This is a genomic window from Pelagerythrobacter sp. (assembly GCF_041912895.1).
Taxonomy (GTDB): Bacteria; Pseudomonadota; Alphaproteobacteria; order Sphingomonadales; family Sphingomonadaceae; genus Pelagerythrobacter.
Window position 1 is genome coordinate 894,235 of sequence record NZ_JAYSGI010000001.1, and the last position, 24,763, is coordinate 918,997.

26 protein-coding genes are annotated in these 24,763 nt (G+C 67.5%); 13 read left to right on the forward strand and 13 right to left on the reverse strand.

Annotated features, from left to right (window positions below):
* Nucleotides 1-97: 97 nt before the first annotated feature.
* From ACE3QC_RS04460 to smpB, 5 genes are all read right to left on the reverse strand, one after another.
* Complete coding sequence (locus tag ACE3QC_RS04460) at nucleotides 98-1,693, reverse strand: DUF4139 domain-containing protein (RefSeq protein WP_374405899.1); 1,596 nt, start codon at nucleotides 1,691-1,693, stop codon at nucleotides 98-100.
* A 17-nt stretch (nucleotides 1,694-1,710) separates the two neighbouring features.
* Entirely contained in the window at nucleotides 1,711-3,231 is a 1,521-nt protein-coding gene (locus ACE3QC_RS04465; protein ID WP_374405900.1) for a DUF4139 domain-containing protein, read from the reverse strand.
* A gap of 98 nt (nucleotides 3,232-3,329) precedes the next feature.
* Nucleotides 3,330-5,807: a response regulator gene (locus tag ACE3QC_RS04470; protein WP_374405901.1), complete on the reverse strand. Its 2,478-nt coding sequence runs from the start codon at nucleotides 5,805-5,807 to the stop codon at nucleotides 3,330-3,332.
* Nucleotides 5,807-6,394, reverse strand: coding sequence for a DUF2062 domain-containing protein (locus ACE3QC_RS04475; RefSeq protein ID WP_374405902.1), 588 nt, complete (start codon nucleotides 6,392-6,394; stop codon nucleotides 5,807-5,809). Before ACE3QC_RS04475 ends, ACE3QC_RS04470 begins: the two co-directional genes overlap by 1 nt.
* Nucleotides 6,395-6,527: 133 nt before the next feature.
* Nucleotides 6,528-7,010, reverse strand: a complete 483-nt coding sequence (smpB, locus tag ACE3QC_RS04480; protein WP_374405903.1) for an SsrA-binding protein SmpB — start codon at nucleotides 7,008-7,010, stop codon at nucleotides 6,528-6,530.
* 70 nt (nucleotides 7,011-7,080) lie between these two features.
* Between smpB and ACE3QC_RS04485 the strand changes: the two genes are divergently transcribed.
* Nucleotides 7,081-8,157 (forward strand): succinylglutamate desuccinylase/aspartoacylase family protein, encoded by a 1,077-nt coding sequence (locus tag ACE3QC_RS04485; protein WP_374405904.1) that lies wholly within the window; start codon nucleotides 7,081-7,083, stop codon nucleotides 8,155-8,157.
* Nucleotides 8,158-8,184: 27 nt separating this feature from the next.
* Here the strand turns inward: ACE3QC_RS04485 and dapA are convergent, their stop codons facing one another.
* Nucleotides 8,185-9,066: a 4-hydroxy-tetrahydrodipicolinate synthase gene (gene dapA / locus ACE3QC_RS04490; protein ID WP_374405905.1), complete on the reverse strand. Its 882-nt coding sequence runs from the start codon at nucleotides 9,064-9,066 to the stop codon at nucleotides 8,185-8,187.
* Between the two features lie 97 nt (nucleotides 9,067-9,163).
* On the opposite strand from dapA, the gene ACE3QC_RS04495 reads away from it, so the two are divergent.
* The 4 genes from ACE3QC_RS04495 to ACE3QC_RS04510 are packed head-to-tail and all read left to right on the forward strand — an operon-like array spanning nucleotide 9,164 to nucleotide 12,885.
* The gene (locus tag ACE3QC_RS04495) at nucleotides 9,164-11,128 is read left to right on the forward strand and encodes a transglycosylase SLT domain-containing protein (protein ID WP_374405906.1); all 1,965 of its coding nucleotides are present in this window, start codon (nucleotides 9,164-9,166) and stop codon (nucleotides 11,126-11,128) included.
* Between the two features lie 53 nt (nucleotides 11,129-11,181).
* Nucleotides 11,182-11,670: a transcription elongation factor GreB gene (gene greB / locus ACE3QC_RS04500; RefSeq protein ID WP_374405907.1), complete on the forward strand. Its 489-nt coding sequence runs from the start codon at nucleotides 11,182-11,184 to the stop codon at nucleotides 11,668-11,670.
* On the forward strand, nucleotides 11,663-12,172 hold the full coding sequence (locus ACE3QC_RS04505; protein ID WP_374405908.1) for an invasion associated locus B family protein: 510 nt from the start codon (nucleotides 11,663-11,665) through the stop codon (nucleotides 12,170-12,172). The genes greB and ACE3QC_RS04505 overlap by 8 nt, the downstream gene beginning before the upstream one ends.
* Nucleotides 12,169-12,885 carry a 2OG-Fe(II) oxygenase family protein gene (locus ACE3QC_RS04510; protein WP_374405909.1) on the forward strand — a complete coding sequence of 239 codons (717 nt, stop codon included), beginning with the start codon at nucleotides 12,169-12,171 and terminating at the stop codon, nucleotides 12,883-12,885. The genes ACE3QC_RS04505 and ACE3QC_RS04510 overlap by 4 nt, the downstream gene beginning before the upstream one ends.
* A 54-nt stretch (nucleotides 12,886-12,939) precedes the next feature.
* Here the strand turns inward: ACE3QC_RS04510 and ACE3QC_RS04515 are convergent, their stop codons facing one another.
* Nucleotides 12,940-13,608: an outer membrane protein gene (locus tag ACE3QC_RS04515; protein WP_374405910.1), complete on the reverse strand. Its 669-nt coding sequence runs from the start codon at nucleotides 13,606-13,608 to the stop codon at nucleotides 12,940-12,942.
* Between the two features lie 275 nt (nucleotides 13,609-13,883).
* Here ACE3QC_RS04515 and rlmN point away from each other — a divergent pair, with 275 nt between their 5' ends.
* Nucleotides 13,884-15,119, forward strand: coding sequence for a 23S rRNA (adenine(2503)-C(2))-methyltransferase RlmN (rlmN, locus tag ACE3QC_RS04520; protein WP_374405911.1), 1,236 nt, complete (start codon nucleotides 13,884-13,886; stop codon nucleotides 15,117-15,119).
* Between the two features lie 2 nt (nucleotides 15,120-15,121).
* Here rlmN and ACE3QC_RS04525 read toward each other — a convergent pair whose 3' ends face one another.
* Nucleotides 15,122-15,499 carry a winged helix-turn-helix transcriptional regulator gene (locus tag ACE3QC_RS04525; RefSeq protein WP_374405912.1) on the reverse strand — a complete coding sequence of 126 codons (378 nt, stop codon included), beginning with the start codon at nucleotides 15,497-15,499 and terminating at the stop codon, nucleotides 15,122-15,124.
* Nucleotides 15,500-15,598: 99 nt separating this feature from the next.
* Here ACE3QC_RS04525 and ACE3QC_RS04530 point away from each other — a divergent pair, with 99 nt between their 5' ends.
* The 5 genes from ACE3QC_RS04530 (at nucleotide 15,599) to ACE3QC_RS04550 (ending at nucleotide 19,080) form a co-directional block, all read left to right on the forward strand.
* A complete protein-coding gene (locus ACE3QC_RS04530) occupies nucleotides 15,599-16,195 on the forward strand; it encodes an FMN-dependent NADH-azoreductase (RefSeq protein WP_374405913.1) in 597 nt (198 codons plus the stop codon).
* Nucleotides 16,196-16,339: 144 nt separating this feature from the next.
* A complete protein-coding gene (locus ACE3QC_RS04535) occupies nucleotides 16,340-16,777 on the forward strand; it encodes a glycine zipper 2TM domain-containing protein (protein WP_374405914.1) in 438 nt (145 codons plus the stop codon).
* Between the two features lie 115 nt (nucleotides 16,778-16,892).
* Nucleotides 16,893-17,687, forward strand: coding sequence for an SDR family oxidoreductase (locus ACE3QC_RS04540; protein WP_374405915.1), 795 nt, complete (start codon nucleotides 16,893-16,895; stop codon nucleotides 17,685-17,687).
* Nucleotides 17,684-18,346: a cytochrome b/b6 domain-containing protein gene (locus ACE3QC_RS04545; RefSeq protein WP_374405916.1), complete on the forward strand. Its 663-nt coding sequence runs from the start codon at nucleotides 17,684-17,686 to the stop codon at nucleotides 18,344-18,346. The genes ACE3QC_RS04540 and ACE3QC_RS04545 overlap by 4 nt, the downstream gene beginning before the upstream one ends.
* Nucleotides 18,343-19,080: a molybdopterin-binding protein gene (locus tag ACE3QC_RS04550; protein WP_374405917.1), complete on the forward strand. Its 738-nt coding sequence runs from the start codon at nucleotides 18,343-18,345 to the stop codon at nucleotides 19,078-19,080. Before ACE3QC_RS04545 ends, ACE3QC_RS04550 begins: the two co-directional genes overlap by 4 nt.
* Before the next feature lie 33 nt (nucleotides 19,081-19,113).
* On the opposite strand, the gene ACE3QC_RS04555 is transcribed toward ACE3QC_RS04550, so the two are convergent.
* Nucleotides 19,114-19,548 carry a DUF1801 domain-containing protein gene (locus ACE3QC_RS04555; protein ID WP_374405918.1) on the reverse strand — a complete coding sequence of 145 codons (435 nt, stop codon included), beginning with the start codon at nucleotides 19,546-19,548 and terminating at the stop codon, nucleotides 19,114-19,116.
* Between the two features lie 80 nt (nucleotides 19,549-19,628).
* Here ACE3QC_RS04555 and ACE3QC_RS04560 point away from each other — a divergent pair, with 80 nt between their 5' ends.
* Nucleotides 19,629-20,930, forward strand: coding sequence for a class I SAM-dependent methyltransferase (locus tag ACE3QC_RS04560; RefSeq protein ID WP_374406648.1), 1,302 nt, complete (start codon nucleotides 19,629-19,631; stop codon nucleotides 20,928-20,930).
* Between the two features lie 10 nt (nucleotides 20,931-20,940).
* On the opposite strand, the gene ACE3QC_RS04565 is transcribed toward ACE3QC_RS04560, so the two are convergent.
* The 4 genes from ACE3QC_RS04565 to ACE3QC_RS04580 all read right to left on the reverse strand — a co-directional run bounded on the left by ACE3QC_RS04565 (nucleotide 20,941) and on the right by ACE3QC_RS04580 (nucleotide 22,866).
* On the reverse strand, nucleotides 20,941-21,219 hold the full coding sequence (locus ACE3QC_RS04565; RefSeq protein ID WP_374405919.1) for a type II toxin-antitoxin system RelE/ParE family toxin: 279 nt from the start codon (nucleotides 21,217-21,219) through the stop codon (nucleotides 20,941-20,943).
* The gene (locus tag ACE3QC_RS04570; RefSeq protein WP_374405920.1) at nucleotides 21,216-21,440 is read right to left on the reverse strand and encodes a hypothetical protein; all 225 of its coding nucleotides are present in this window, start codon (nucleotides 21,438-21,440) and stop codon (nucleotides 21,216-21,218) included. The genes ACE3QC_RS04565 and ACE3QC_RS04570 overlap by 4 nt, the downstream gene beginning before the upstream one ends.
* Before the next feature lie 73 nt (nucleotides 21,441-21,513).
* Nucleotides 21,514-21,816, reverse strand: coding sequence for a hypothetical protein (locus ACE3QC_RS04575; protein ID WP_374405921.1), 303 nt, complete (start codon nucleotides 21,814-21,816; stop codon nucleotides 21,514-21,516).
* A gap of 12 nt (nucleotides 21,817-21,828) precedes the next feature.
* Complete coding sequence (locus ACE3QC_RS04580; protein ID WP_374405922.1) at nucleotides 21,829-22,866, reverse strand: acyltransferase; 1,038 nt, start codon at nucleotides 22,864-22,866, stop codon at nucleotides 21,829-21,831.
* 142 nt (nucleotides 22,867-23,008) lie between these two features.
* Between ACE3QC_RS04580 and ACE3QC_RS04585 the strand changes: the two genes are divergently transcribed.
* Complete coding sequence (locus ACE3QC_RS04585) at nucleotides 23,009-24,223, forward strand: argininosuccinate synthase (RefSeq protein ID WP_374405923.1); 1,215 nt, start codon at nucleotides 23,009-23,011, stop codon at nucleotides 24,221-24,223.
* Nucleotides 24,224-24,763 lie beyond the last annotated feature (540 nt).

Here is a 24,763-nt window from a genome sequence, read left to right on the forward strand (position 1 = left end):
AAGCCGGTGTATTCGATTTGTTCCATGAGAACAAGTGTGGAACGGAAATTTTTTCGCGGCGTAGGAAATCACGGAATTTCAGCGTGATACAAGGGAATCATCCGGTGATACGGCGCTGCCGCCAGCGAATTTCGCGTTCCGTGCTGGCGGGAATGTCGAATTCGATTACCCGCTCCCCATCCTTCACGCGCGAGCGATCCCGGCGGCGCGTCTCCCATTCGGCGCTCCAGCCGAGCACCACGCGCAGCCGGACCGGCAAGCGCAACGCGTTGACGACTTGCGCTTCCATCTCGACCCAGTCGCGCTCGTCGTCGCGCGCATCCTCGCTCAGCCGCACGCACATCGCTTGGACCTGATCGCTCGTACCCAGCGCGATTTCGACATCCTGCCCGCTCGCGTAGTCGCGCAGCCGCTCCTCCCCGACGAGCAACGGACCGCGCGACGACGGCTCGAACACCGCGACCCCGCCCGAGGGCAGCGCCACGCCGAGCCCGTGCTCGCTATCGTTGACCGTTTCGAGCAGACGTGCGGCGGGGACGAACCCCTCCACCTCGCCGCCGGGTTCGCAGCGAATCTCGTAGAGCAGTTCGCCTTCCACCGCGTCCTTCTGGAGGAAGGCGATCTGTTTCAGCCCTTTGGCCGACACCGTCACCGGTTCGGGCACCCGATAGAGCTTGAGATCGCCCAGTTCCTCTTCCTGCGCCACCATCGCCACGCGCGAGCCGGTGACGATAATCGTATCGGCGGCGGATTCGTAAGCCGGTTCGGGGGCCATCATCGGCGGTGGGGGCGGAGGGGGCGGCGGCGGCGGCGGATAGGCCACCGGCGTCCCCGCCGCGGTGCTGCCGAGCGGATAGCAGGTCAGCCGCAATGGCTCCGCGTCCGGCGGATCGGCGAGATCAGCGAAATCGCTCACCACGTTGAGCGTGCCTGCCACCGCCATCAGTTCGGCATCGGCGAACGACTGCGCGTTGTCGTTGAGCAGCGTGAGCCACGAAGTCAGTGACAGTTCCACGCCCCCGCGCCCGTCGCCGGGGCCGAGCGTCGCGACGTAATCCGCCTGCCAGTCGAACCCCCAGGCGAGATACGTCAGCACGACCTGATAGGTGCCCCCGGCGGGATCGCGCGTGTCGACCGAGAACACGGGCTGCGCGGAGAGGCCGGCGGGAATGCGGTCGAACGTCAGCGTTTCGGGCAGCCCGGCGCAGCGCACCGCCTCGTACCCCTCGCCGGTTTGCAGCACGAGCCCCCCGTCGGCGCGGGTGCGCACGATCGCCTGTTCGCTTTGCGCCCGCCCGGTGGCGGGGTTGGTGCGGGTGATCGTGACCCGGTTGCCCAGCGCGCCATCGACCAACGCGGCGGGGGAGAGTAGCGCGGCGTTGCGGTTGGTCTCGATCGTGCCGCCCGGCAGGCCGGTGACGATCGCGCTGACCGCGACCATGCCCTCGGCGACGCCTTCGAAGCGCACCGTGCTTTCGCCCGGCGGCAGGGTGACGGTGCGCGTCTCGCTGACCATCGCGAAGCCCCGCGGCCAGTCGCGGTCCATCGCCTCGTCGGGCCCGCGCGTGGGATCGCGATAGACTGTTACCGCCAGCGTTGAAGGTGCCGAGGCGTCGACCGGCGCACGGCCTTGCGCTGCGGCGGGCACGGCCAGCGCCGCCAGCACGAGGCAGAGGATCGCGGCGCGCCGCATCGCCCGCACCCGGCCGGTCAGTACCGCGTTTCGTAGGTGACGCGGACCACCCGCTCGCCCTCGGCGGGCACGGGCACGGCCCACTTGCGGCGGTCGGCATTAAGCTGTTCGCCCGTGATGTCCTCGCTCACGATGCGGAAATCGCGGCCCCACCAGCCGCGGTCGAGCCCGGCCTGGACCAGATCGACTTCCACCGGGGCGGCCTTCGCATTGGTAAGGGTATAGCGCATCGTGGTGCGGTAGAAGGTCTGCGGCCGTTCGATCTCGACCTCCTCCGCCACCTCGCCATCGCGGATCACGCGGTAGCGCGCGCTGCGCTCCCACTCGGCGCCGGTGATCTCCTCGCGCCGCTCGACCTCGGCCTGCACGAACACGTCGAACGCGTCGCCGGTGCGCAGCGAGAGCTCACCGCCCATCGGGGTGTGCGCGATCGCGTTCTCGCCGATGAACTGCGGCGTGCCCTGCGCGTCGCGCTGGTAGAAGCGCACCGTGCCGCCCGGCAGCGCGTCGCCCAGCCCACCGTCACGCGACGATGAGAAGGCGATCTCGGTCGAGGCGTTGACCGGCGCATCGTCGCTGGTGAGCCAGCCCACGGTGCGCGCATAGACCCGGCGCGCGGGCACCCCCTGCACGTCGAGGAAGCTGACCTGCTTGGTCTGGTTGTTGGCGATCGTGGTCCGCTCGGCGAGCGGGTAGAGGTAGAAATCGCCGACCTGCTCGCGGCCCGAATTCTCGGTGCCGGGGCGAACCATCCCCGATGGCGGTGGAGGCGGGCGGGGAATGCGGCGATTGACCGGCCTGCCCTGCCCGCCCGCAGGATCGCCCGCGATCAGCAACGTATCGGCACGGTGGAAGGTGGTGCCGGTCTGGTTGGTCAACGTCACCCAGCCCTGCATATCGATCGTGCCGCTGGCCTCGTCGTAAAGCGAAACGTAGTCGGCCGCCCAGCCGAGGCCGGGGGTGAGATAGCGGATCGATGCCGGGCGCGTGCCGCCGCGCTCGCTCTCCACCATGACCGACAGCGTGGGGCGGGCGCGCAGGTTGGGCGGTACCTCGTCGAACACCGCGCGCACCGGCAGTCCGTCGTCGCGCAGCACCTCGATCCGGTCGCCGATCCGCACGACCACGCCGCCGGCCGTGGAAAGCACCGTGGCGCGCTCGCGCGTCTCGGTGCCGGTTGCGGGATTGGTGCGGATCAGGGTGATCGTCTGCCCGACCGCCTTTTCCATCAGCTTGGACGGGGTGAGCAGGTCGAAATCGAAGTTCTGTTCGACGATCCCCGCGCCCTCGGCATTGAAGCTCAGCGTTTCGGGCCGGATTTGCGCCGACACGTCGGGGAATTCGATCCGGCTGCGCCCCTGCGCGATCGGAAGCTGGCGCACGTCCTGCACCAGCGCCTGCCCGTTGTTGTAGATCGTGACCGAAACGTCGCCCTGCTCGGTTTCGCCGGTCGCGGTCTCGGGCTGCGCGATGGCGGCGGTGGTCCACAGCGCGAGCGGCAATGCCGGCCCCGCCACGAGCATGCGAGCAATCCTCATCCGGTTTCCCCTCTCGATTCGCCGCACGGGCGGAGCGCAATGAACGGAAGGCTAGCGTGCTTCGCGGCGGCTGTCAGGGGCAAACGCTGCGCGCGGCTTCACCTAGCGGGTTGCGGGCTGCGGCGTTTCGCCTCGCCGAGCACGCGCGCGACCTTGTCGCCGATCTGCTGCACGCTGAACGGCTTGGCGATGAAATGCATGTCGGCCAGGTCGATCTGGCTGCGCAGTTGCTCTTCGGCGTAGCCCGACATAAACAGCACCGGCAGGCCGGGCCGCGCCTTGCGGATCGCGCGGACCATCGCAGGCCCGTCCATCCCCGGCATGACCACGTCCGACACCACCAGATCGAAGCCGCCGCCGCCCGCGATCGCCGCCAGTCCCTCGTCGCCATCGGCAGCTGTGGTGACGGTGTAGCCCGCGCGCACCAGCGCCCGCTCGGCCACCGCGCGGACCATGTCCTCGTCCTCCACCAACAGCACGCGCCCGCCGCCCGACCAGTCGCTGGTGGCGCTCGGAGCCTCGTCTTTGGCGGGGCGGGGTTCGGCGCCGCGGTGGACGGGCAGGTAGATCGTGAAGCGCGCGCCCTCGGGCTCGCCCGACGGGCCGAGCAGGTTGTCGGCAAAGATGAACCCGCCCGATTGCTTGACGATGCCGTAGACGGTCGACAGCCCGAGCCCGGTGCCCTTCCCCTGCTCCTTGGTGGTGAAGAACGGCTCGAAGATCTTGGCCAGCAGTTCGGGCGGAATGCCGCCGCCCGAATCCTGCACCACCAGCGCGGTGTAGTCGGCCGCGGGAATGATCTCGGAACCCATCTTGCGGACGTCCGCCGCCGCAACCCTGCGGGTCGCCAGCGTCAGCTTGCCGGTGCCGTCACCACCCGCATCCCCGCGCGCATGAATCGCGTCGCGCGCGTTGACCGCGAGGTTGACGATCACCTGCTCGAGCTGTTGCGGATCGGCGCGTACCGGCCCGAGGTCGCGGTCGTGGCGGACGCGGAAGGCGATCTTCTCGCCCAGCAGTCGCTTGAGGAGCTGGCTCACCTCGCTGACCACGTCGGGCAGCTGCACCACCTCGGGCCGCAACGTCTGCTGGCGGCTGAACGCGAGCAACTGGCGCGTGAGACTGGCGGCACGGTTGGAATTGGCGCGGATCTGCTGGATGTCGTCGTAGTCGCTGTCGCCGGGCGTGTGGCGCAGCAGCATGAGGTCGCAATATCCGATGATCGCGGTCAGCACGTTGTTGAAATCGTGCGCCACCCCGCCCGCGAGCTGGCCGACCGCCTGCATCTTGGTGGCCTGCGCGACCTGGCGCTTGAGCCGCGTCTCTTCGGTCGAATCGGCCAGCGTCAGCAGCACCGCCGGATCGCCCAGCCCGCGCACCCCGGCGATGCCGAGCAGCGCCGGATCGTCGGGCTGGTGGCGCAGCCGCACGGCCATGTCGCCGCTGGAAGAAGGGCCGCGCGCGAACCGGCGCACCGCTTCGATCAGCGCGCTCTTGTCTTCCTTCACCACGAGATCGGACGGGAACGGGGGCAGCCCCTTGTGCTCCATGCCGGTCGCGCGCAGGAACGCCTCGTTGCCGAACAGGAAGCGGCCGTCGCGGTCGGTCATTGCCAGCCCCAGCGGCAGAGCGCCCAGCAGCGATTCGAGTTGGGGCGCGGCCGAGACACTGCCCCCGCCGCCTTCCCAACCGCTGCCGATCCCCACGCCGCTGTCGACCAGCAGCATCAGCGAGGGCGCCTCGTCCGCCCGGGCGGGCCCGTCAGCGCCAGGGTCTCCGAGCGACACCTGAACGAGCATTCTGGGTGTGCCGCGACGCCCTTCGCGTGCGAAATATATCCGTTCGCGCTCGTCCGAACGGAGTTGCTCGGCGAACGCCTGCCCGGCCAGCGTCGCCGCCGGATCGCCGGTCGCGCGCTGGGCAAAGCCCGATCCTGCGGCGCGGATCATACCGTCCGAACCGACCACTGCCGCCTCGATACCGGCCTGTGTGAGGAACGCGCCGAACGGTCCGGTGAGCCAATCCGCAAGCGGCGCGACCGGGTCCGCAGCCGTCAGCGGGGTGAAGCGCCACACAAGATGGTCGTCGCCGCGCCCGACCCGCTCGGCCTCTGCCGACCACGATCCTGCGCCGTCCTCGTGCACGAGCGTGTCGACGGTGCTCCTGCCGTCGCGCCATGCCGCGCGCGCGGCACGCACCAGCCGCTCGAGCGAGACGCGGTCGAGCGGCAGGTTGGGCGGCGCGTGAGCGACGCCGAACCAGTCGCTGTAGAGACGGTTGGCGCAGACCATGCGATTGGCCCGATCGGTGATCGCGACTGCACTGTCGGGCCGCTCGATGGCCGCGACCGTGACCGACCAGTCGGGCGGTGCGAAGCCCTCGTCCGCCGGCGCGGCGCGCATCAGCGACAGGGTGTAGGCGGTCGCCATCAGCGCCCCGAGCCCGACCGCGTAGCCGAGCGTGAGCGCGGTGTCGTCGCTGACGAGGAACACCAGCGCCGCGCTTGCCAGCAGGGCGGCGGCGATGCCCGCGATCAGGCGCAAGCGTCCGGTGTTGCGTTCCGCGCCGTCGGCCATCAGCTTTCCCGCGTTCGCAGCCGCTCGTCCAGCCGCCGTTCCATCTGGCGCAGGCGGCGGGCGCGCTTGCGGCTGACGACCAGGCGCCAGACCAGCCCTGCCAGAACGTAGCCGATCGCGGCCGAAACCACCGCGAGCACGACGAAACCGAACGCGGTCACGCCGGCGATCTCGACCGCGTCGATCGCCCAGGTCCAGCGACCGCTCGCCAGCTCGTCGTTCGCCACGTTGACGGTCACCGCATCGACCTTGAGCACGAACGCGCCCACCCGGTTCGCGACCACCAGCCAGAACGGCACGGTGAAGGGATTGGTGATGAACGTGGCGAGCGCCGACAGCGGCACGTTGGCGCGCGCGGGCAACGCGAGAAACGCCGCGAGGAAGATCTGTCCGATCGGCACGATGAACGCCGTGAACAGCCCCAACGCGACCCCGCGCGGAACCGAACGGCGCGTGAAGCGCCACAGTTCGGGGCTGAGGAAGCGGTGCGCGATCGGCGCGAGGTACTTGTTCTCGGCCATCTGTTCGCGCGTGGGCATGTGCTTGCGCAGCCAGTCGGCGAGGAATGTCTTGGAAGGTCTGCGCATCACGATCTCGCCGCCGCAATGCTCGCGCGAGGCGGCAAGGGCAAGAGCGGCGGTGCGAAATCTGGTGAAGCGGTCATTGCAGGCGATATGGGTAAGGCGCGTGGCGATAGCCAGCCGCTGAACGGCCCGCGCGTCAGCCGTTCTCGCGCATCAGCCGCGCCTTGTCGCGCTTCCAGTCGCGCTCCTTGATCGTCGCGCGCTTGTCGTGCGCCTGCTTGCCCTTGGCGAGCGCGAGCTCGACCTTCGCGCGGCCGGTGCCGTTGAAATAGACCGACAGCGGCACCAGCGTCATGCCCTTGCGCTCGACCGCGCCGAACAGCTTGTCGATCTCGCGGGTGTGCAGCAGCAGCTTGCGCGGGCGGCGCGGCTCGTGGTTGAAGCGGTTGCCGTGGCTGAATTCGGGCACGTTGGCGTTGACCAGCCAGACCTCGCCCTCGCGCACTTCGGCATAGCTCTCCGCGATCGACGCCTCGCCCGCGCGCAGCGCCTTCACTTCGGTCCCCTGCAAGGCGATGCCCGCTTCGAAGGTGTCCTCGATATGATAGTCGAACCGCGCGCGCCGGTTCTCGGCGACGGTCTTGCGCTTGTCGAAGGTGACGGGTTTGGGGCGGGCCATGAGGCGGAGGCATGTAGGCGCTCGCCTTTTCGCTTGCAATCCGCGCCGAACGCGGGCCGAACATCGCGCCATGGACACGGCTGGCGGACCGGGCGAACCCTTCACCATCGCAGGCGAGGCGATCGCGCCGGGCGAAGCGCGCTCGCTTGCGATCCCCGTCAGCCAACTCGCCACCGGGGTGCCCGCCACGCTCGCGCTGCGCGTAATAAACGGCGCGAAGGGCGGGCCGACGGTGTTCGTCAGCGCCGCGATCCATGGCGACGAGATCACCGGCACCGCGATCGTGCAGGAACTGATCGCCCGGATCGCGCCCGAAGCGCTGGCTGGCACGGCGGTGCTGGCGCCGGCGGTCAACGTGTTCGGCTTTCTCCAGCACGACCGCTACCTGCCCGACCGGCGCGATCTCAACCGCAGCTTTCCGGGCGGCAGCAAGGGCTCGCTCGCCGCGCAGCTCGCGCACAGTTTCCTCGAGCACGTGATCGCCCCGGCCGACCTCGGCATCGACCTGCATTCGGCCGCGGTCCACCGCTACAACCTGCCGCAGATCCGGGTGGCGGAAGGCGATCCCTACCTGATCGAACTGGCGATGGCCTTCGGCGCGCCGGTGATCGTCGAGAGCCCGCTGCGCCCCGGATCGATGCGCGCGTTGGCGCACGAGCGCGGCACGCCGATGCTGCTGCTCGAAGCCGGCGAGGCGCTGCGCTGGGATCGCCTCTCGATCGACATCGGCGCCCGCGGCGTGCTGCGCGTGCTCGCCCACCTCGGCATGATCGCGGCGGACGACGGGCTGTCGTCGGTCGGCGTGCCCGCGCGCTCCAACCGCAGCCTGTGGGTGCGCGCACCGCGCGGCGGAGTGACGCACCGCCGCCGCAAGTCGGGCGACACCGTGACAAGGGGCGAAGTGCTCGCCACCGTCTGCGGATTGCTGGGCGAGGACGCACGCGAGATGGCGAGCCCGATCGACGGCATCGTGATCGGCCACGCGACGCTGCCGGTGGTCAACCAGGGCGACGCGCTGTTCCACATCGCCGAGGTCGCGCACCTCGAACTCGCGGGCGAGCGCGCCAGCTCGATCACCGAAGCGATCCGCGCCAGCGAACCCGAAGGCCCCGCCCAGCCGCTGCTCGACGAGGACGAGGTTATATAGCGGGCCTGTCGAAGTGGTATTGAGTCCCTAGACCAGCCCCGCGTGCTCCAGCGCCGCATCCACCGCCTTTTTCGCGTGGTCCGAGCATTCGACCAGCGGGAGGCGGACGGCGGGGGAGAGCCAGTCGTGGACGCGGCTGAGGGCGTATTTGACCGGCGCGGGGCTCGCATCCTCGAACATCGCGTAATGCAATGGGTAGAGGCGGTCGTTCAGTTCACGCGCGCGGACGAGGTCGTTGTCGGCGCAGGCCTGCTGGAATTCGGCGCACAGCGCAGGCGCGACGTTGGCCGTCACTGAGATGCAGCCCACCGAACCCGCGGCGTTGGCGGGCAGCGCCAGTTCGTCGTCGCCCGAAAGTTGGCAGAAGTCCTTGCCGATGCCCATGCGGTGGTCGGTCACACGCGAAAGGTCGCCGCTCGCATCCTTGATCGCGACGATCCGCTCGGGATAGCGGTTCGCGAGTTCACACACCGTTTCGGGCTCGATATCGGTCACCGTGCGCCCGGGCACGTTGTAGAGGACTATCGGCAGGTCCGAATTCTCCGCCAGATAGCTGAAATGCGCGATCAGCCCCGCCTGCCGGGGCCGGTTGTAGTAAGGCGCGACGCACAGGCCCGCCGCAGCCCCGGCCTTCTTCGAGAAGTTCATGTGCAGCAGCGCGTTCATCGTGTCGTTGCTGCCGCACCCGGCGATTATGGGCACGCGGCCCGCCGCCTGCTCGATGCAGATCTCGATCACCCGGTGATGTTCGGCATTGGAGAGGGTCGATGCCTCGCCCGTAGTGCCGCAGGGGACGAGCGCCTTGCTGCCGTTCTCCACCTGCCAGTCGACCAGCCGGCGGAACGCGCTCTCGTCGAACGCCCCGTCGCGAAAAGGAGTCACCAGAGCCGGAATCGAACCCGAAAACATTGCCTGAACCCTCGCCTTTGCCCATAGCGCGAGCGAAACGGCGCATGGGGATTTTCATTCAGCGCCTGATAAGGAGGCCGGGGGCACCATGTCCAGCATGACACGTAATTCCTTGTACGGGCTGGCTTTACTCGCAACCACCGTTCTCACCGGCTCGGGCCCGCTGGTCGCCCAGCAGGATCCGGTCGACAGCGCGCGGCAGATGATGGTGGCCACCGCACCTTCGCAGATCGGCCAGGCGGTGGAGCGGTGGAAGTTCCTGACCGGAAACGACCGGATGGACTTCGGCTCGTATGCCGGGTTCGCGCTCGCCTACCCCGAATTCCCGCGCATGGACGTGATCCGCGCCAATGCCGAAAACGCGCTCGAAAGCGGCGCGCCGAGTTCGGAACAGCTCGTCGCCTATTTCGACCGCAATCCGCCGCTGACCAACGCGGCGCGCGCGCGTTACGCTCTCGCGCTCGCCGGGCTCCAGCGGCCCGAGGCGTTTGCCGCTGCGGAAGCGGCGTGGCGCGGCGGGCGGATGAGCACCCCGGCCGAGGCCTACATGCTCGGCCTGTTCGGATCGCGCTTCACGCCCGAGGATCACGATGCGCGCATGGCCGCGCTGCTGTGGCAGGGCGAGGCCGATGCGGCGGCACGCCACATGGTCAACGTCTCGCCCGGCTATCGCGACCTCGCGATGGCGCGGCTCTCGATCCTTCAGGGCAGCGATCCGGCGTTGTCGGGGCTGCCGGTGCCGTCCAATGCGCGGAGTGATCCAGGCTACGTCTACAATCTCGCGCGGCAATACCGTTCCAGCGGGCGGTTGCCGCAGGCGATCGACCTGATGGCGAACCGTCCCCCGTTTTCCGCCCCCGCGTTCGATGCGCAGGATTACGTGACCGAGGCGCTGCGGATCGCACGCGGCGCGGGCGCCCGCCCAGCGATGCAGATCGCGGGCAAGGTCGACGACCTGTTCATGCCCGGGGCCGACATCTCGGGCATGAGCTATCGCCTGCGCGACGACTACACCTCGCTGATGTGGCTCGGCGGCACGAAGGCGCTGTGGGAGCTGGGTGACGGCAACGGTGCCGCGCCGCTGTTCTATCGCTACGGCAACGCCGCACGCACGCCGCAGACCCGCTCCAAGGGGTTCTACTGGGCGGGCCTCGCGTCCGACCGCGCGGGCAATGCGGGCGAGGCACGGCGCTATTGGGAAATGGCGGCGCAATATCCCGAATACTACTACGGGCTGCTCGCGCTCGAACGGCTCGGCCGCCCCACCCCCGCGTTCGGCACCGCGACGCCGCCGCAGCCGACCGCCGAGCAGCGCGCCGCGTTCCGCTCCAACCCGCTGGCGCTGGCGGTGCGCGAACTGGCGCGTGGCGGCAGCGACTGGCGCACCGAGCGCTATTTCTTCACCGAACTGGCCGGCTGGGCCGACGACGCGAGCGAGATGCAGCTCGTCGCCGAACTGGCGCAGGAACTGCGCATGCCCGAGCTGGCGGTGGTGATCGGCCGCGCCGCGCCGGAGAAGAACATCGCCGGGTTCGAACGCGTCGGCTTCCCCACCGTCTCGCAGCCAGGCGGGACCGACTTCACCATCGTCCACGCGATCGCGCGGCAGGAAAGCGAGTTCGACGAAGACCGTGTCAGCCACGCCGGCGCGCGCGGACTGATGCAGGTGATGCCCGGCACCGCGCGCGAGCAGGCGGGCAAGATGGGCATGAGCTACGAATACGCGAACCTGACCGGCGATCCGCAGTACAACGTGCGGCTGGGCGACGGCTATTTCGCCCGCATGATGGACATCTACGGCGGCAGCTATCCGCTGGCGGTCGCGGCCTACAACGCCGGGCCGGGCAATGTGAACAAGTGGCTGCGCAGCAACGGCGATCCGCGCAACGGATCGGTCGACTGGCTGCGCTGGGTCGAGGAGATTCCGATCTTCGAGACCAAGAACTACGTCCAGCGCGTGCTCGAAAACGCAGTCGTCTACGAGGCGATGTATCCCGATCGGGTGCGTTACGGCGAACCCAAGGGCATCAGCCGGTTCATCGGCAAGTCGACGCCCGGTTGATCTGGTCCGGCTGACCTTGCGGCGGGCGGCGCGATCGTGCTTATGACGCCGCCATGCCCGCAGCCCCCACCCGGACCAATCCGATCACCCCGGCAGGCTACGCCGCGCTGCGGGCGCGCTACGACCACCTGCTCGGCGCCGAGCGGCCCGAGATCGTCGAGATCGTCTCGTGGGCGGCGGGCAACGGCGACCGGAGCGAGAACGGCGACTATCTCTACGGTCGCAAGCGCATGCGCGAGATCGACCGCGAACTGGCTCATCTCGCCCGCCGGATGAAGGCCGCGCGGGTGATCGATCCGGCCGACCAGCCCGACCGCGAGCGCGCCTTTTTCGGCGCCACGATCGAACTCGCCGACGAGGACGACGCGCGCAAGACCGTGACCCTCGTGGGCGACGACGAGCAGGACGCGGGTGCGGGCCGAATCGGCTGGTCGAGCCCGCTGGCACGCGCATTGCGCGGCGCGGCGGTGGGCGACCTGCGCACCGTTCGCCTGCCCACCGGCGACAAGGAATGGGAAGTGGTGGCGATCGTCTATGGCTAGGCCCGGCGCTCTTTCATTCGGGGCTCTCGCGCTCGCCGCCCTCGCGCTGGCCGCACCGCTCGCCGCGCGCGACAGCCTGGGCATGTTCGACAGCTGGGGCGCGTTCCGCGATCCGGGCGTGCCGCGCTGCTACGCCATCGCGCGCCCGCTGCCGACTTCGCGCGCAAGCGACTATCGCGCTTTCGCCAGCGTGGGCACCTGGCCGCGGCGTCAGGTGCGCAACCAGCTCCATCTGCGGCTGTCGCGCGCGCTGGCCGACGGCGCGGAAATCCGCCTCGCGATCGGCGACCGCCGCTTCGTCCTGACCGGTGGCGGGGGCGACGCCTGGGCCGCGGACAAGGCAATGGACGCGGCGGTGATTGCCGCCATGCGCGCGGCGGGGAGAATGACGGTGAGCGCGCGCGACACCCGCGGGCGGCGCTTCACCGACCGCTACGACCTGACCGGCGCGGCGACCGCGATCGACGCCGCCACGGTCGGCTGCGCGAGGGTGGGCCGATGACCGATTTCAAGTCCTCACTGAGCCCAAAGGATATCGCTGCGGCGGCGCGCCGCTATGCGCGCGATAGCCGGGTGCGGATCGCCGATTTCCTCGCCCCGGAGACGGCGCGCGAACTGCATGATTTTCTCGCAGGCGGCGAGTGGTGGCGCACCTTCAACCAGGGCGAGCGGACGTGGGATCTCGGGCCGGAGTCGCTCGCAGCGCTCACCCCGGAACAGGCGGCACAGCTCGACAGCGCTATTCACCAAGGCGCACGCACGGGCTTCCAATACGTCTACGAGACGATCCGCGTATCGGAAGACTCCAGCGAGCGGGCAAGCCGCGCACTGGCCGTGGACCGGCTGCTCGACATGCTCAACGACGAGGCGATGCTGGAAGTCTGGCGCAAGCTCACCGGCGACCAGCAGGTGGGGTTCGTCGACGGACAGGCGACGCGCTATCTTCCTGGCCACTTCCTGACGCGTCACGACGACGACGTCGCGGGGAAGAACCGCGTCGCGGCCTATGTGCTGAACCTATGCCCGGAATGGCAGCCCGAATTCGGCGGCCTGTTGCAGTTCCACGATGCCGAGGGCGAAGTAACCTCGGCGATGGTGCCGGGCTTCAACGTGCTGAACCTGTTCCGGGTGCCGCAGCCGCACAGCGTGTCGGTGGTCGCCCCGTTCGCTCCCGCCCCGCGCTACGCGATCACCGGATGGGTCCGGCGCGGATAAAGAAAGGGCGGAGCCGAAGCCCCGCCCTTCCCACTCGGTGGCTGATTACTGGCGTCAGAAACGCATGCCGACAGATGCCACGACCTGGTGGCGGTCGAGGTCGACGTCGTACTGGTCGATGTCCGGACGATCGCCGGGGAGGTCGACCTCGGCTTCCGAATAGTTCGAGTAGCGATACTCGCCCTTGACATACAGACCGGAGTCCATGGCGTATTCGACGCCCGCACCGACACGATAGCCGTCGGTGTCGAAATCGGTGTCGTATTCGTTTTCACCGTCGAGCGTGGTCGCGTCGAACTTGGCGTTGGTGTAGCCGCCCTTGGCATAGATCAGCGTGTTGGGCGTGACTTTGGCGCCGGCGCGCAGGCCGATGTAGAGGTCGCGGTTGGAATCGACCGGACCCAGGCCGAAGCTTTCGAAATCACCGTTAGTGAATTCGGTGTCGGCGGTCGAATCCATGTATTCGCCCTCGATACCGATCACGGCGCCGCCGGTGTCGAGATCGTAGCCCGCTTCGAAGCCGTAGCCGAAGCCTTCGATCGACTGGTCGTTGTCGTTGTTCTCGCTATCGTCGTCGATGCTGCTGCCGGCACCCGTCTGGTCGTAGCCGCCGATCACGCCGATGCGCGGACCGTTGAACGGGGAATCGGCCGATTGCGCCATCGCGGGGGTGGCCAGAGCCACCAGCGACCCGGTGGCGATGAATGCGATCGTTTTCTTCATAAGTACTCCATCGTTGTCCGGCGGGCGGCGCGATGGCCGCCAGCCTGGACCACCCAAACGGCACGATACGGCGGCGGTTTCATTAACCTTTCACAACGATCCTCGTGTTGTTTTTCAGCCACATGTTAGCGCGACGAACTGACGAAAATTATCGACGAACGGATCAGGCGTGTCGGATGGTCGACGAAAATCGGGGAACCCTTCCCGGCCGCGCCCCGGCCTGCATCCCGACAGGCTTTGCCTTGTCACCCGCCGCGCCCTATATGCGCCTCGTCATGACCCATACTTCGCTGATGCCTATCCCCGGACAGGTCGATCCGGTCCCTGTCGCGCGCGACATCACGCCGCGCGCGGATGGCCGCATGGACCTGATCGGGCTGCCCAAGGCGCGTATCGCCGAACTGTTCGCCGACACCGGGCTGGATGCGAAGCAGGCGAAGCTGCGCGCCAAGCAGGTCTATCACTGGCTCTACCATCGCGGCGCGACCGAATTCGAGGCCATGACCGACATCGCCAAGACGATGCGCCCGTGGCTGACGGAACGCTTCGTGATCGGCAGGCCCGACGTGGTCGAGGCGCAGCATTCGAGCGATGGTACCCGCAAGTGGCTCCTGCGCACGGCGGACGGGCACGAGTTCGAGATGGTCTTCATCCCCGATGCCGACCGCGGCACGCTGTGCGTTTCCAGCCAGGTCGGCTGCACGCTCAACTGCACCTTCTGCCACACCGGCACGATGAAGCTGGTGCGTAACCTGACGCCGGGCGAGATCGTCGGCCAGGTCATGCTCGCGCGCGATGCGCTGGGCGAGTGGCCGAGAGGCCGTATGGATGTCGCCGAGGTGGAGGACGAGGCGGAATATACCTCCGATGGCCGCCTGCTGACCAACATCGTGATGATGGGCATGGGCGAGCCCCTGTACAATTTCGACAACGTGCGCGACGCGCTGCGGCTGGTGATGGACGGCGACGGGCTGGCCCTAAGCAAGCGGCGGATCACGCTTTCGACCAGCGGCGTGGTGCCGATGATGGCGCGCTGCGGGGAGGAGATCGGGGTCAACCTCGCGGTCTCGCTCCACGCGGTGACCAAGGACGTGCGCGACGAGATCGTGCCGCTCAACCGGAAATACGGCATCGAGGATCTGCTCGCCGCCTGCGCCGCCTATCCGGGCGCGAGCAACGCGCGGCGGATCACGTTCGAATACGTGATGCTGAAGGACAAGAACGACAGCGACGAGGATGCGCGCGAACTGGTGCGGCTGCTCAAACAATTCGACCTGCCGGCGAAGGTCAACCTGATCCCCTTCAATCCCTGGCCAGGCGCCCGTTATGAATGCTCGACGCCCGAGCGGGTGCGGCGCTTTTCCGACATCGTGTTCGAAGCGGGGATCAGCGCCCCCGTCCGCACCCCGCGCGGCCGCGACATCGACGCGGCCTGCGGCCAGTTGCGTACCGCCGCGCAGAAGAAGAGCCGCGCGGACCGGGATCGCGAAGCTGCGGAAGCCGCCGCGTAGACCTAATCCGTTTCTGCGTCGAACCGGGCGCGGGCCTCGTCGATCTCTTCCCTGTTGGCCATCGCCCAGCCGCCGAGCACGCCGACCGGATCGCGCAGCGAACGGCCGAGCGGGGTGAGCGAATAATCGACGCGGGGCGGCACGCTCGGCGTCACTTCGCGGGCAACCAGCCCGTCCCGTTCCAGCGCGCGCAAGGTGCGGGTGAGCATGCGCTGCGAGATTCCGTCGATTCCCCGGCGCAACGCGTTGAACCGCACCGGTCCGGCCGACAGCGTCATCACAACCTGCATCGTCCACTTGTCGCCCACGCGCGCGAGAATGTCGTTCACCGCCTTACATTGGATCGGACTATGGACCTCGGGCGCGGGGACGCCGGTCACACCGGTGTGCCTATCGGACGAAAATGTGCCTTCTTGCGCGGGTGCGGTGATGGTTTCCATATGGCCCCTAGTTATCATCAGTAACCAGGGAATCCAAGAATGCAGATCCTCCGTATCGACAGCGCGACCACCGGCGAGGCGTCGGTCAGCCGCGTGCTGACTCAGGCGATCGTCGACCATTTGACCGCCCAGCACCCTGAAGCCACGCTGGTCGAGCGCGATCTCGCAACCGATCCGCTGGCGCATATCGACCCGGTAACCACCGCCGCGATCCGCACGCCGCAAGACATGCACGACGAAACGGTGGCTGCCGCATTCCCGGCGGAGCGTGCGGTGCTGGACGAATTCCTCGCCTCGGACGTGGTGGTGATTGGCGCGCCGATGTACAACTTCACGATCCCCAGCCAGCTCAAGGCATGGATCGACCGGATCGCGGTGCCCGGCGTCACCTTCACCTACAAGGATGGCGGCCCGCAGGGGCTGGCGGGTGGACGCCGCGTGATCGTCGCTTCGTCGCGCGGCGGCGCTTACGAGGATGGCAATCCGGCCGATCATCAGGAAACCCTGCTGAGGCTGGTTCTCGGGTTCATCGGGATCGACGATCCCGTGTTCATCCGCGCCGAGAAGATCGGCTTTGGACCTAAAGTTCGCGATCAGGCGATCGCCGACGCGAAGGCGGAAATCGCGCAGCTTTGAACCGGGCAGGCGATCGCTCGTCGCCGCGATGGAACGGTTGGTCGCAGAGCGCCGAGGGAGCCAATTCGTTCATCCAGCGTTGTGGATCGATGAACGAGACGGGCCGTTAAGGGTTCGATCCCACATCAGGAAGGAGACAGAACGATGTTGAACAAGATGCTTCTCGCCGCTGCCGCCGCTACGGTCACGGTCGTCGCCACGCCCGCCATGGCGGTCGAGCTTCCGGCCCCGACCCAGGCACCGGTGCCGGCCAACTTCGCCATTCATACCGACGTGACCGCCTCATACGACCGCGATCGGCGCTGGCGCGACCGCGACGGCCGCTACGATCGCGATGGCCGCTATCGCGATCCGCGCCCGATCAGCCGCAACTCGCGCATGTGGCGTGGCGACGATGGCCGCTACTACTGCGAGCGCGACAACGGCACCACCGGCCTCGTGATCGGCGCGGGCGTGGGTGCGCTCGCCGGGCACGAGATCGCCGGCAACGGCGGCGACCGCACGCTCGGCGCGATCCTCGGCGGCGCGGTCGGCGCGGTCGTCGGACGCGAGATCGACCGCGGCAGCCTGAAGTGCCGCTGATGCTTCGCCGGGCCGTTTGAACGCGAGCCGGTCCGGCAGGGAAGGCGCGCCGTCCATCCGGGCGGCGCGCCTTTTTCTTTGCACGCCGGTTCGCTGCTGTGCTTGAATGCCCGCGATGAGCGATGCCGCACCGCCCCGCCCCGCAGTCCTCGTTACCGGAGGGGCGAAGCGCCTCGGCGCTGCGATCGCGCGCGCGTTCGGCGAAGCGGGCTGGCATGTCGTGATCCACTACGGTTCGTCGCGCGACGAGGCCGAGGCGCTCGCCGCCGCACTTCCTTCGGCAGAAACCGTGCGGTGCGACCTCGCCGACGGCGACGCAGCCGTCGCGATGGTCGAGGCCCTGAGCGCGTGCTTGCCCGACTGGCGCGTGTTGGCAAACTGCGCGGCAATTTTTGATCGCGACAGTGTAACCGAACTCGATTCCGCAACGTATCTACGCGCGATGCAGGTGAATTCCGCAACTCCCGCGCGCATGGCGCAGGCCTTCCTCGCTCACGCGCGCGCGGCGGGTGGGCGGCGGGTGATCCAGTTCACCGACCAGAAGCTCGCCAATCCGAATCCGGATTTTCCCAGCTACACGATGAGCAAGCACGCGGTGGCCGCCATGGTGCCGATGCTGGCACAACCGCTGGACGAGGGCGGCGCGGCGCACCCCGGGGATCGGGTCTATGCTCTCGCCCCCGGCGCGATCCTGCCCAGCCACGACCAGAGCGAGGACGAGGCCGAAGTGTCGCACCGGCTGAACCTGCTGAAGCGCCGGACGGGCGCGGAGGAAATCGCGCAGGCGTGCCTGTGGCTCGCCCAAGGTTGGCTCGCGAGTGGCGAAACCCTGTTCGTCGACAGCGGGCAGCATCTGCTCGCGCAGCCGCGCGACGTGATCTACCTCGCGCGCGAAGGCGTCTCAGTATGAAGCGCCACGCACTCTCCACCCGCCTGTGGCACTGGTTGAACCTCGCCTGCCTGATCGTGCTGTTCATGAGCGGGCTGAACATCTCCAACGCGCACCCGCACCTCTACTGGGGCGACTGGGGCTTCGATCCGGCGACCGCGTGGCTCAGCGTGCCGCGCTTTCCCGGCTGGGCGACGATCCCCGGCCACTACGACCTCGCCGCCGCGCGCGACTGGCATATCCTCGTCGCCTGGCCTTTCGCGCTGGGCTTACTGTTTATGTGGGTCGCGATGCTGGTGAACCGTCATTTTCGCCGCGATATCGCCACCCGAAGCCGGGAATGGCGCTGGCGCGCAATCCGCGCGGACATCGCCAGCCATCTGCGGCTCGATTTCGATCATGGCGATGGCAAGTACAATTTCCTCCAGAAGCTCTCCTACGGCATCGTCCTGGGCGTGCTGCTGCCGCTGATGGTGTTCACCGGCATGGGCATCAGCCCGGGGTGGGAGCCGCATCTTTCGTGGATGATCGAGGCAATGGGCGGACGCCAAACCGTGCGCTCGATCCATTTCGTCACCGCGTGGGCGCTGGCGGGGTTCTTCGTCGTCCATGTCCTGCTCGTGCTGCTCTCCGGCCCGGTGCGGCAACTGCGCGACATGATAACCGGAGGCCGCGAATGAAGCGCCGCAACCTCCTGGTGGGCGCAGGCGCGGCGCTGGCCGCCGGATGCGCCAAGGTCGCCGAGAGCGATGCGGGCGCTGCGGTGCTGTCGGCGGCGGAGGACTGGCACCGCAAGGCGCAGCGCCTGTTCGCCGCGCGCACCGCGCTGGCAAAGGAATACGATCGGTCGGACCTGTCGCCTTACTTTCGCGGCAACGGATCGCGCACCGTCGATACCGACGCCTACCGCGCCGCGCTGGCGGAGGGGTTCGCCGACTGGCGGCTGGAGGTGGGCGGCCTCGTGCGCCATCCGCTCTCGCTCAGCCTGGAGAACATTCGCCGCCTGCCGCAGCGCACGCAGATCACCCGGCACGACTGCGTGGAAGGGTGGAGCGCGATCGGCGAGTGGACCGGCCCGCAACTCGGCACCATCCTGGAAGGCGCGGGCCTGCTGCCGCAAGCGAAGTACATCGTCTTCCGCTGTGCCGACACCCTCTACGGCAGCCGCTACTACGAAAGCGTCGACCTGATCGACGCCTATCACCCGCAGACGATCATCGCCCATGCGCTCAACGGCGAGCCGCTGCCCGAAAAGAACGGCGCGCCCCTGCGCATGCGGATCGAGCGACAACTGGGCTACAAGCACGCCAAGTATCTGACCGGGATCGAGGCGGTCGCCAGCCTCGACGAGATCGGCCGCGGCGAAGGCGGTTACTGGGAAGACCGCGGCTATCAGTGGTACGCCGGCGTTTGACGAGAACGCGATCCTCGCGAACGCGAGGGCTCGCTACTTCGGATACTTCTCCAGCGTGGGCCGCCATCCCAGCGCGGCCATTTCCTCGAGCACATCGGGATCGATATCGGCCAGCTTGTTGACGTAGAGGCATGCTTTGCCGCGCGAATGCTTGCCCAGCCGTGCGAGCAACGGCGCGAAGGCGGCGTCCTCGCTCTCGTCGCCGCAGTCCATGATATAGAGCGAATGCTTGGCCTTGCGCGGGCTGAACCCCAGCCGGCACATCTCGCCTTCGTGCCCGCTGGCGTAGCGATAGTGATATTCGCCGTAGCCTATGATGCTCGGCCCCCACATCTTCGGCGCTTCGCCGGTCACGCGGCGGAACAGCGCGTCGAGCACCCGCGCATCGTCGCGCTTCGCCGCAGGTTCGACTCCGGCGATGAAATCGGCCGGTTCGACGTGTGTGGCCCGGGTCTTGTTCTCCGCCATACCGCCAGATTAGCGCGGCGTTGACAGCAGGCAAGCGCTGGGGTGAAACCATCGGACGGATTGAGGGAGAATTCGGCGCGATGTGGCTGCTCGACAAGTTTCTGAAGGCGGCGATCAGGCGCGGCAGGCTGATCGTCACCGACCATACCGGCGCGATCCACGAATACGGGCCGGGCCCGGCGCTCGACGGGAGAGGGCCGATGCATATCCGGCTGACCCATCGCAAGGCGGCCGCTCATATCGCGCGCTATCCCCAGCTCGGCGCGGGCGAGGCATTCATGTGGGGCTGGCTGGTGGTCGAGCCGCCGCACGACATCCGCGACATGATCCTGTTCGTGACCGAAAACACCAAGTCGATCGGCGACAAGGCGATCCAGGGCCAGGGCCTGCTGCGCAAAGTGGCGGACAAGGCGATCGCGAAGCTCGACGGGATCAACCTGCGGTCGAAAGCCCGGCGCAACGCCGAGCACACCTACAACCTCACCCGCCAGCTCTACGAACGCTTCCTCGACGAGGATCGCCAGTACACCATGGCCTATTACCGCGATCCGGCGAACAGCCTTGAGCAGGCGCAGATGGACAAGAAGGCGCACATCGCCGCCAAGCTCCACCTCGAAGCCGGCAAGTGCGAAGGGATGCGCGTGCTCGACATCGGCTGCGGCTGGGGCGGCCTCGCGCTCTATCTGCACGAGATGTACGGGGTGGAGGTGCTCGGTGTAGCTCTCGCGCCCGATCAGATCGCCTTCTGCCAGGAACGCGCCGAGGCGGCGGGCGTGGCCGACAAAGTGAAGTTCGCGCTGATGGACTACCGCGACGTGACCGGCCAGTTCGACCGGATCACCAGCGTCGGCCTGCTCGAACACGTCGGCACGATCCACTATCCGCAATTCTTCGAACATACACAAAAGCTGCTGAAGCCCGACGGCGTGATGTTCAGCCATTGCTGCGGCCGCGTCGGCCCTCCGGGGCGGACCGACGCGTGGACGCGCAAGTACATCTTCCCCGGCGGCTACATCCCCGCGCTGAGCGAACTCGTGACCGAAAGCGAAAAGGCCGGATGGCAGGTGATGGACGTGGAGGCGATGCGCTTCCACTACTCCCACACGCTGGAGGAATGGTACAACCGCACCGTTATGCACGAACGCGAGGTCGTCGGCATGTACGACGAGGTGTTCTATCGCATGTGGCTGTTTTACCTCGCCGGGGCGGAACAGAGCTTCCGCCACGGCGGGATGGTCAATTGGCAGATCCAGTATGTGAAGGACCGCGCCGCCATCCCGATGACGCGCGACTACATGACCGAGGAATCCGAACGCCTGCGCGCACGCGGCGCGGTGCCCGGCTGGCGCTTCGACCCGGCGCTGCGCGAAGCGGCGGAGTAGGCGGCCTGCGCTATCGTTCGCGATCCTGAAAGCGGAAGATGCCGAGGATTGTGATGAACCCAGGCTCGCTCATATACGCAATCTGGAACCGATAACGCCGCGTGACGATCCGCCGAAATGCACGGCCTTCGACCCCCATGCCGATTGCCGGAAAATCGGTCAGCAGGTCGATCGAACGGAAGATATCGTCGGTAATCGCCGGAAGGATGTCTGGCGCGACACCCTGGTAGTGCGCGATGATGGCCCTAAGATCGTGTTCCGCCTCGCGGCGAAAGCGTATCGACGTCATGCCTTAAAGCGCTTGCCCAAAAGCTCCGCGATCGTCGCTGGAGAGGAATATTCGGGTTTCGGCTCGGCGACTCGCCTGTCTAGCTCCACCGCTTCTGCATCGCTGAACGCATGCTCGGTCGAATAGGTCGCCATGATCGCACCAAGCACTTCGTCCAGCGGCTCACGGCGGTCGGCGGGGAGGTCTTTCGCGAAGGCGACAAACTGGTCGAGCACGGTCATCAGCGGACCATATCACGCGCTGGACGGAAATCGAAGCAGCGGGATCGCTCGATCGGCCAGCTCCCGTCCGAGGTTAAGGACGAGGCTCAGACTTTGGCCTACGAGACAGCCAGCGATAGAGCGGGCCGAAGCCCACCAGCGCCGCGCCGGCGAAAGGCAGCGCCACGACCCACAGGCGCACGCCGGTAACCCCCTCGGGACTCGCGATACTGATCGCGGCGGTCATCGCGAGGCCGAGGCAGATCAGCAGCAGGCCCGTGAGCAACCGCACATGCGGCACCGGGCGCCCGCCGCGCGCCGGACCGAAGTCGCGCTCGTGCCGCGCGAACACGCCGATCAGCGGCAGCAATACTACGATGTAGAGCGCGAACCACACGGGCCGCGCCCCCTACCATTCGGCGCTCCCCGGCGCGGCGCGCAAGCCGATCCCGCCGAGCAGCCATGCCGCGACCATCACCAGCACGAAAGCGGTCAGGTGCCAGAGATAGACCGTCATGATCATGCCGTTCATCAGCACGGTCGCGGTCCATACGCGCAGGTTGGCCAGCGTCCGCCGCCCGAGCGGTTCGAGCGCGAGGGCCAGCCCCGCCTGTGCCACGCCGAGCGCGAACAGAGCCAGCGTCGGCGGCATCGAGTTGGTCATGGCGGCCCCCGGCACGCCGATCATCGCTACCGGATAAGGCCCGTAGCCGACCAGCAGCGCCAGCGCCGCCAGACCGCCCGCGAACAGTGCGAGCGCACGGGGCAAGCTGCCGAACCGCCCCTCGCGCCAGGCATATCCGAGTTGGTGGATACCGACCCAAACGAACAGGAAATTGGCGAAGTTTACATAGGGCACTCCGGCGACGAGCGTCAGCCCGTCCACCGCCACCGCGGCCAGCGCGAGCGCGGCGAAGCTGGCGAATCCGAACCGCTTCAACGCGCGCCATGTGATCGGGGTGAGCGCGGTGACCAGCAGGTACACCGCGAGGAACCACACCGGCACCAGCGCGAGCGAGGTCGCCAGCCGCACGATCTCGCGGCTCACGCCCGCCTGCGTGCCGAAGAACGCGAACAGCGCCCATGCGAGCAGCACCGGGAAAACTGGATTTATCAGCCGCTGGATACGGCTGGCGAACCATTCGGCGTAGCTGCTTTCCCCCTTCTCGATCATCGCCGCCCAGCTCACGCCGTTGGAATAACCGCCGACGAGGAAGAAGATCGGCATGACCTGAAAGCCCCACGTCAGCCACTGGGTCCACGGCAGGATGCCGAGCAGGTGACCGCCCTGCACTTCGCCGGCGGCGTCGATGTAAGGCGCGGCGACCAGCCAGTGGCCGATCACCACCGCGAGGATCGAGAAGGCGCGGAGGAAATCAACCCAGCGGTTGCGCTCGGGCGGCGCCTGCCGCGCCAGTTCCCGCGCCTTCGCCCACAATCCCGCCATAAGCCTGCGACCCCTTGCCCGTTCCGGCGCGGTTATAGGCACGCAAATGCTCCGGCCCCAAGGCGAACTTGTTTGCCCCGCCAGCTTCGCGCTGTTACCCGCGCGCCCGATTGATGGCCCGAGTGACGGAGTGCCCAGCAATATGTCCGAAGTGAAACGCGTCGTTCTCGCCTATTCGGGCGGCCTCGATACCAGCGTGATCGCCAAGTGGCTCGAGGTCGAGCGCGGGCTGGAGGTCGTCACCTTCACCGCCGACCTCGGCCAGGGCGAGGAGATCGAACCCGCGCGCGAAAAGGCGCGGGCGATGGGCATCCCCGACAAGCACATCTTCATCGAGGATCTGCGCGAGGAGTTCGTACGCGACTTCGTATTCCCGATGATGCGCGCCAACGCCCGCTACGAAGGCGATTACCTGCTCGGCACCTCCATCGCCCGCCCGCTGATTTCTAAGCGCCTGATCGAGATCGCGCGCGAGACCGGGGCCGACGCGATCGCCCACGGCGCGACCGGCAAGGGCAACGACCAGGTCCGTTTCGAGCTGTCGGCCTATGCGCTCGATCCCGACATCGTGGTGATCGCCCCGTGGCGCGAGTGGGACTTGGCCAGCCGCACCGCGCTGATCGCCTGGGCGGAAAAGCACCAGATCGCGGTGCCCAAGGACAAGCGCGGCGAAAGTCCGTTCTCGACTGACGCGAACCTCCTCCACACCTCGTCCGAGGGCAAAGTGCTCGAAGACCCTTGGGAAGAGACGCCCGACTACGTCTATTCGCGGACCGACCACCCGGAAGACGCGCCCGACACGCCCGAATATATCGAGATCGAATTCGAACAAGGCGACGGGGTGGCGCTGAACGGCGAGGCGATGAGCCCCGCGACGCTGCTCGCCGCGCTCAACGATCTTGGGCGCAGGCACGGCATCGGCCGGCTCGATCTGGTCGAGAACCGCTTCGTGGGCATGAAGAGTCGCGGGATGTACGAGACGCCGGGCGGCGAGATCTACGCCCGCGCGCATCGCGGGATCGAGCAGATCACGCTCGATCGCGGCGCGGCGCATCTGAAAGACGAGCTGATGCCGAAGTATGCCGAGCTGATCTACAACGGTTTCTGGTTCAGCCCCGAGCGCAAGATGCTGCAGGCGGCGATCGACCACAGCCAGCAGAAGGTGAGCGGCACCGTGCGGCTCAAGCTCTACAAGGGACTCGCGAGCGTGGTCGGACGCAAGTCGGCCAATTCGCTCTATTCCGAAGCGCATGTGACGTTCGAGGACGACGCCGGCGCTTACGACCAGGCGGACGCGGCGGGTTTCATCAAGCTCAACGCCCTGCGTCTGCGGTTGCTCGCCAATCGCGACCGGTAGAAAGCCAAGCGAATATTTTGCGGCGGGCCGTTGACTTATCCACCCGCGTCCACAGCGAAATCGGGGGACAGTGGAAAACCCGGCCCTTGCAACCTTGCGCGACTCGGTTTCACGGCGCAGTCTCAGGACATCGAAAGGACATCGAAGAGTTCGAGTTTGACGATCTAACGATCTGATAACATTAAAATTCTTCAAGTCATTTCGACGTGGCGGCAGCTGTCCGCGCGGTCTTCGATGGATACCTGCAAAAGGCTTCGGCCCGATGCAAGTGGACCGTTCGAGAAGGACGCGAAAGCAATGCCGTCATGGGCCGGACGATCCGGTCGGCAGTCGAGGATTTGCGAGGTGCGGGCCTTCGGGCGCAAGTCTTGCGGAACGGTTCGAGACGACCGATTACCAGCGATCGACCGGTCTCGGAACCGCCGGAAGGCTGGTCTGCGGTTTTCGAACCGCGATCGCCCACGACGGAACCGGATGCCGGTGCGAGCGCCGGTGACGGATGCGGTTGGCCCGGTTCGCCGGATCGCCGCGGAAACACCG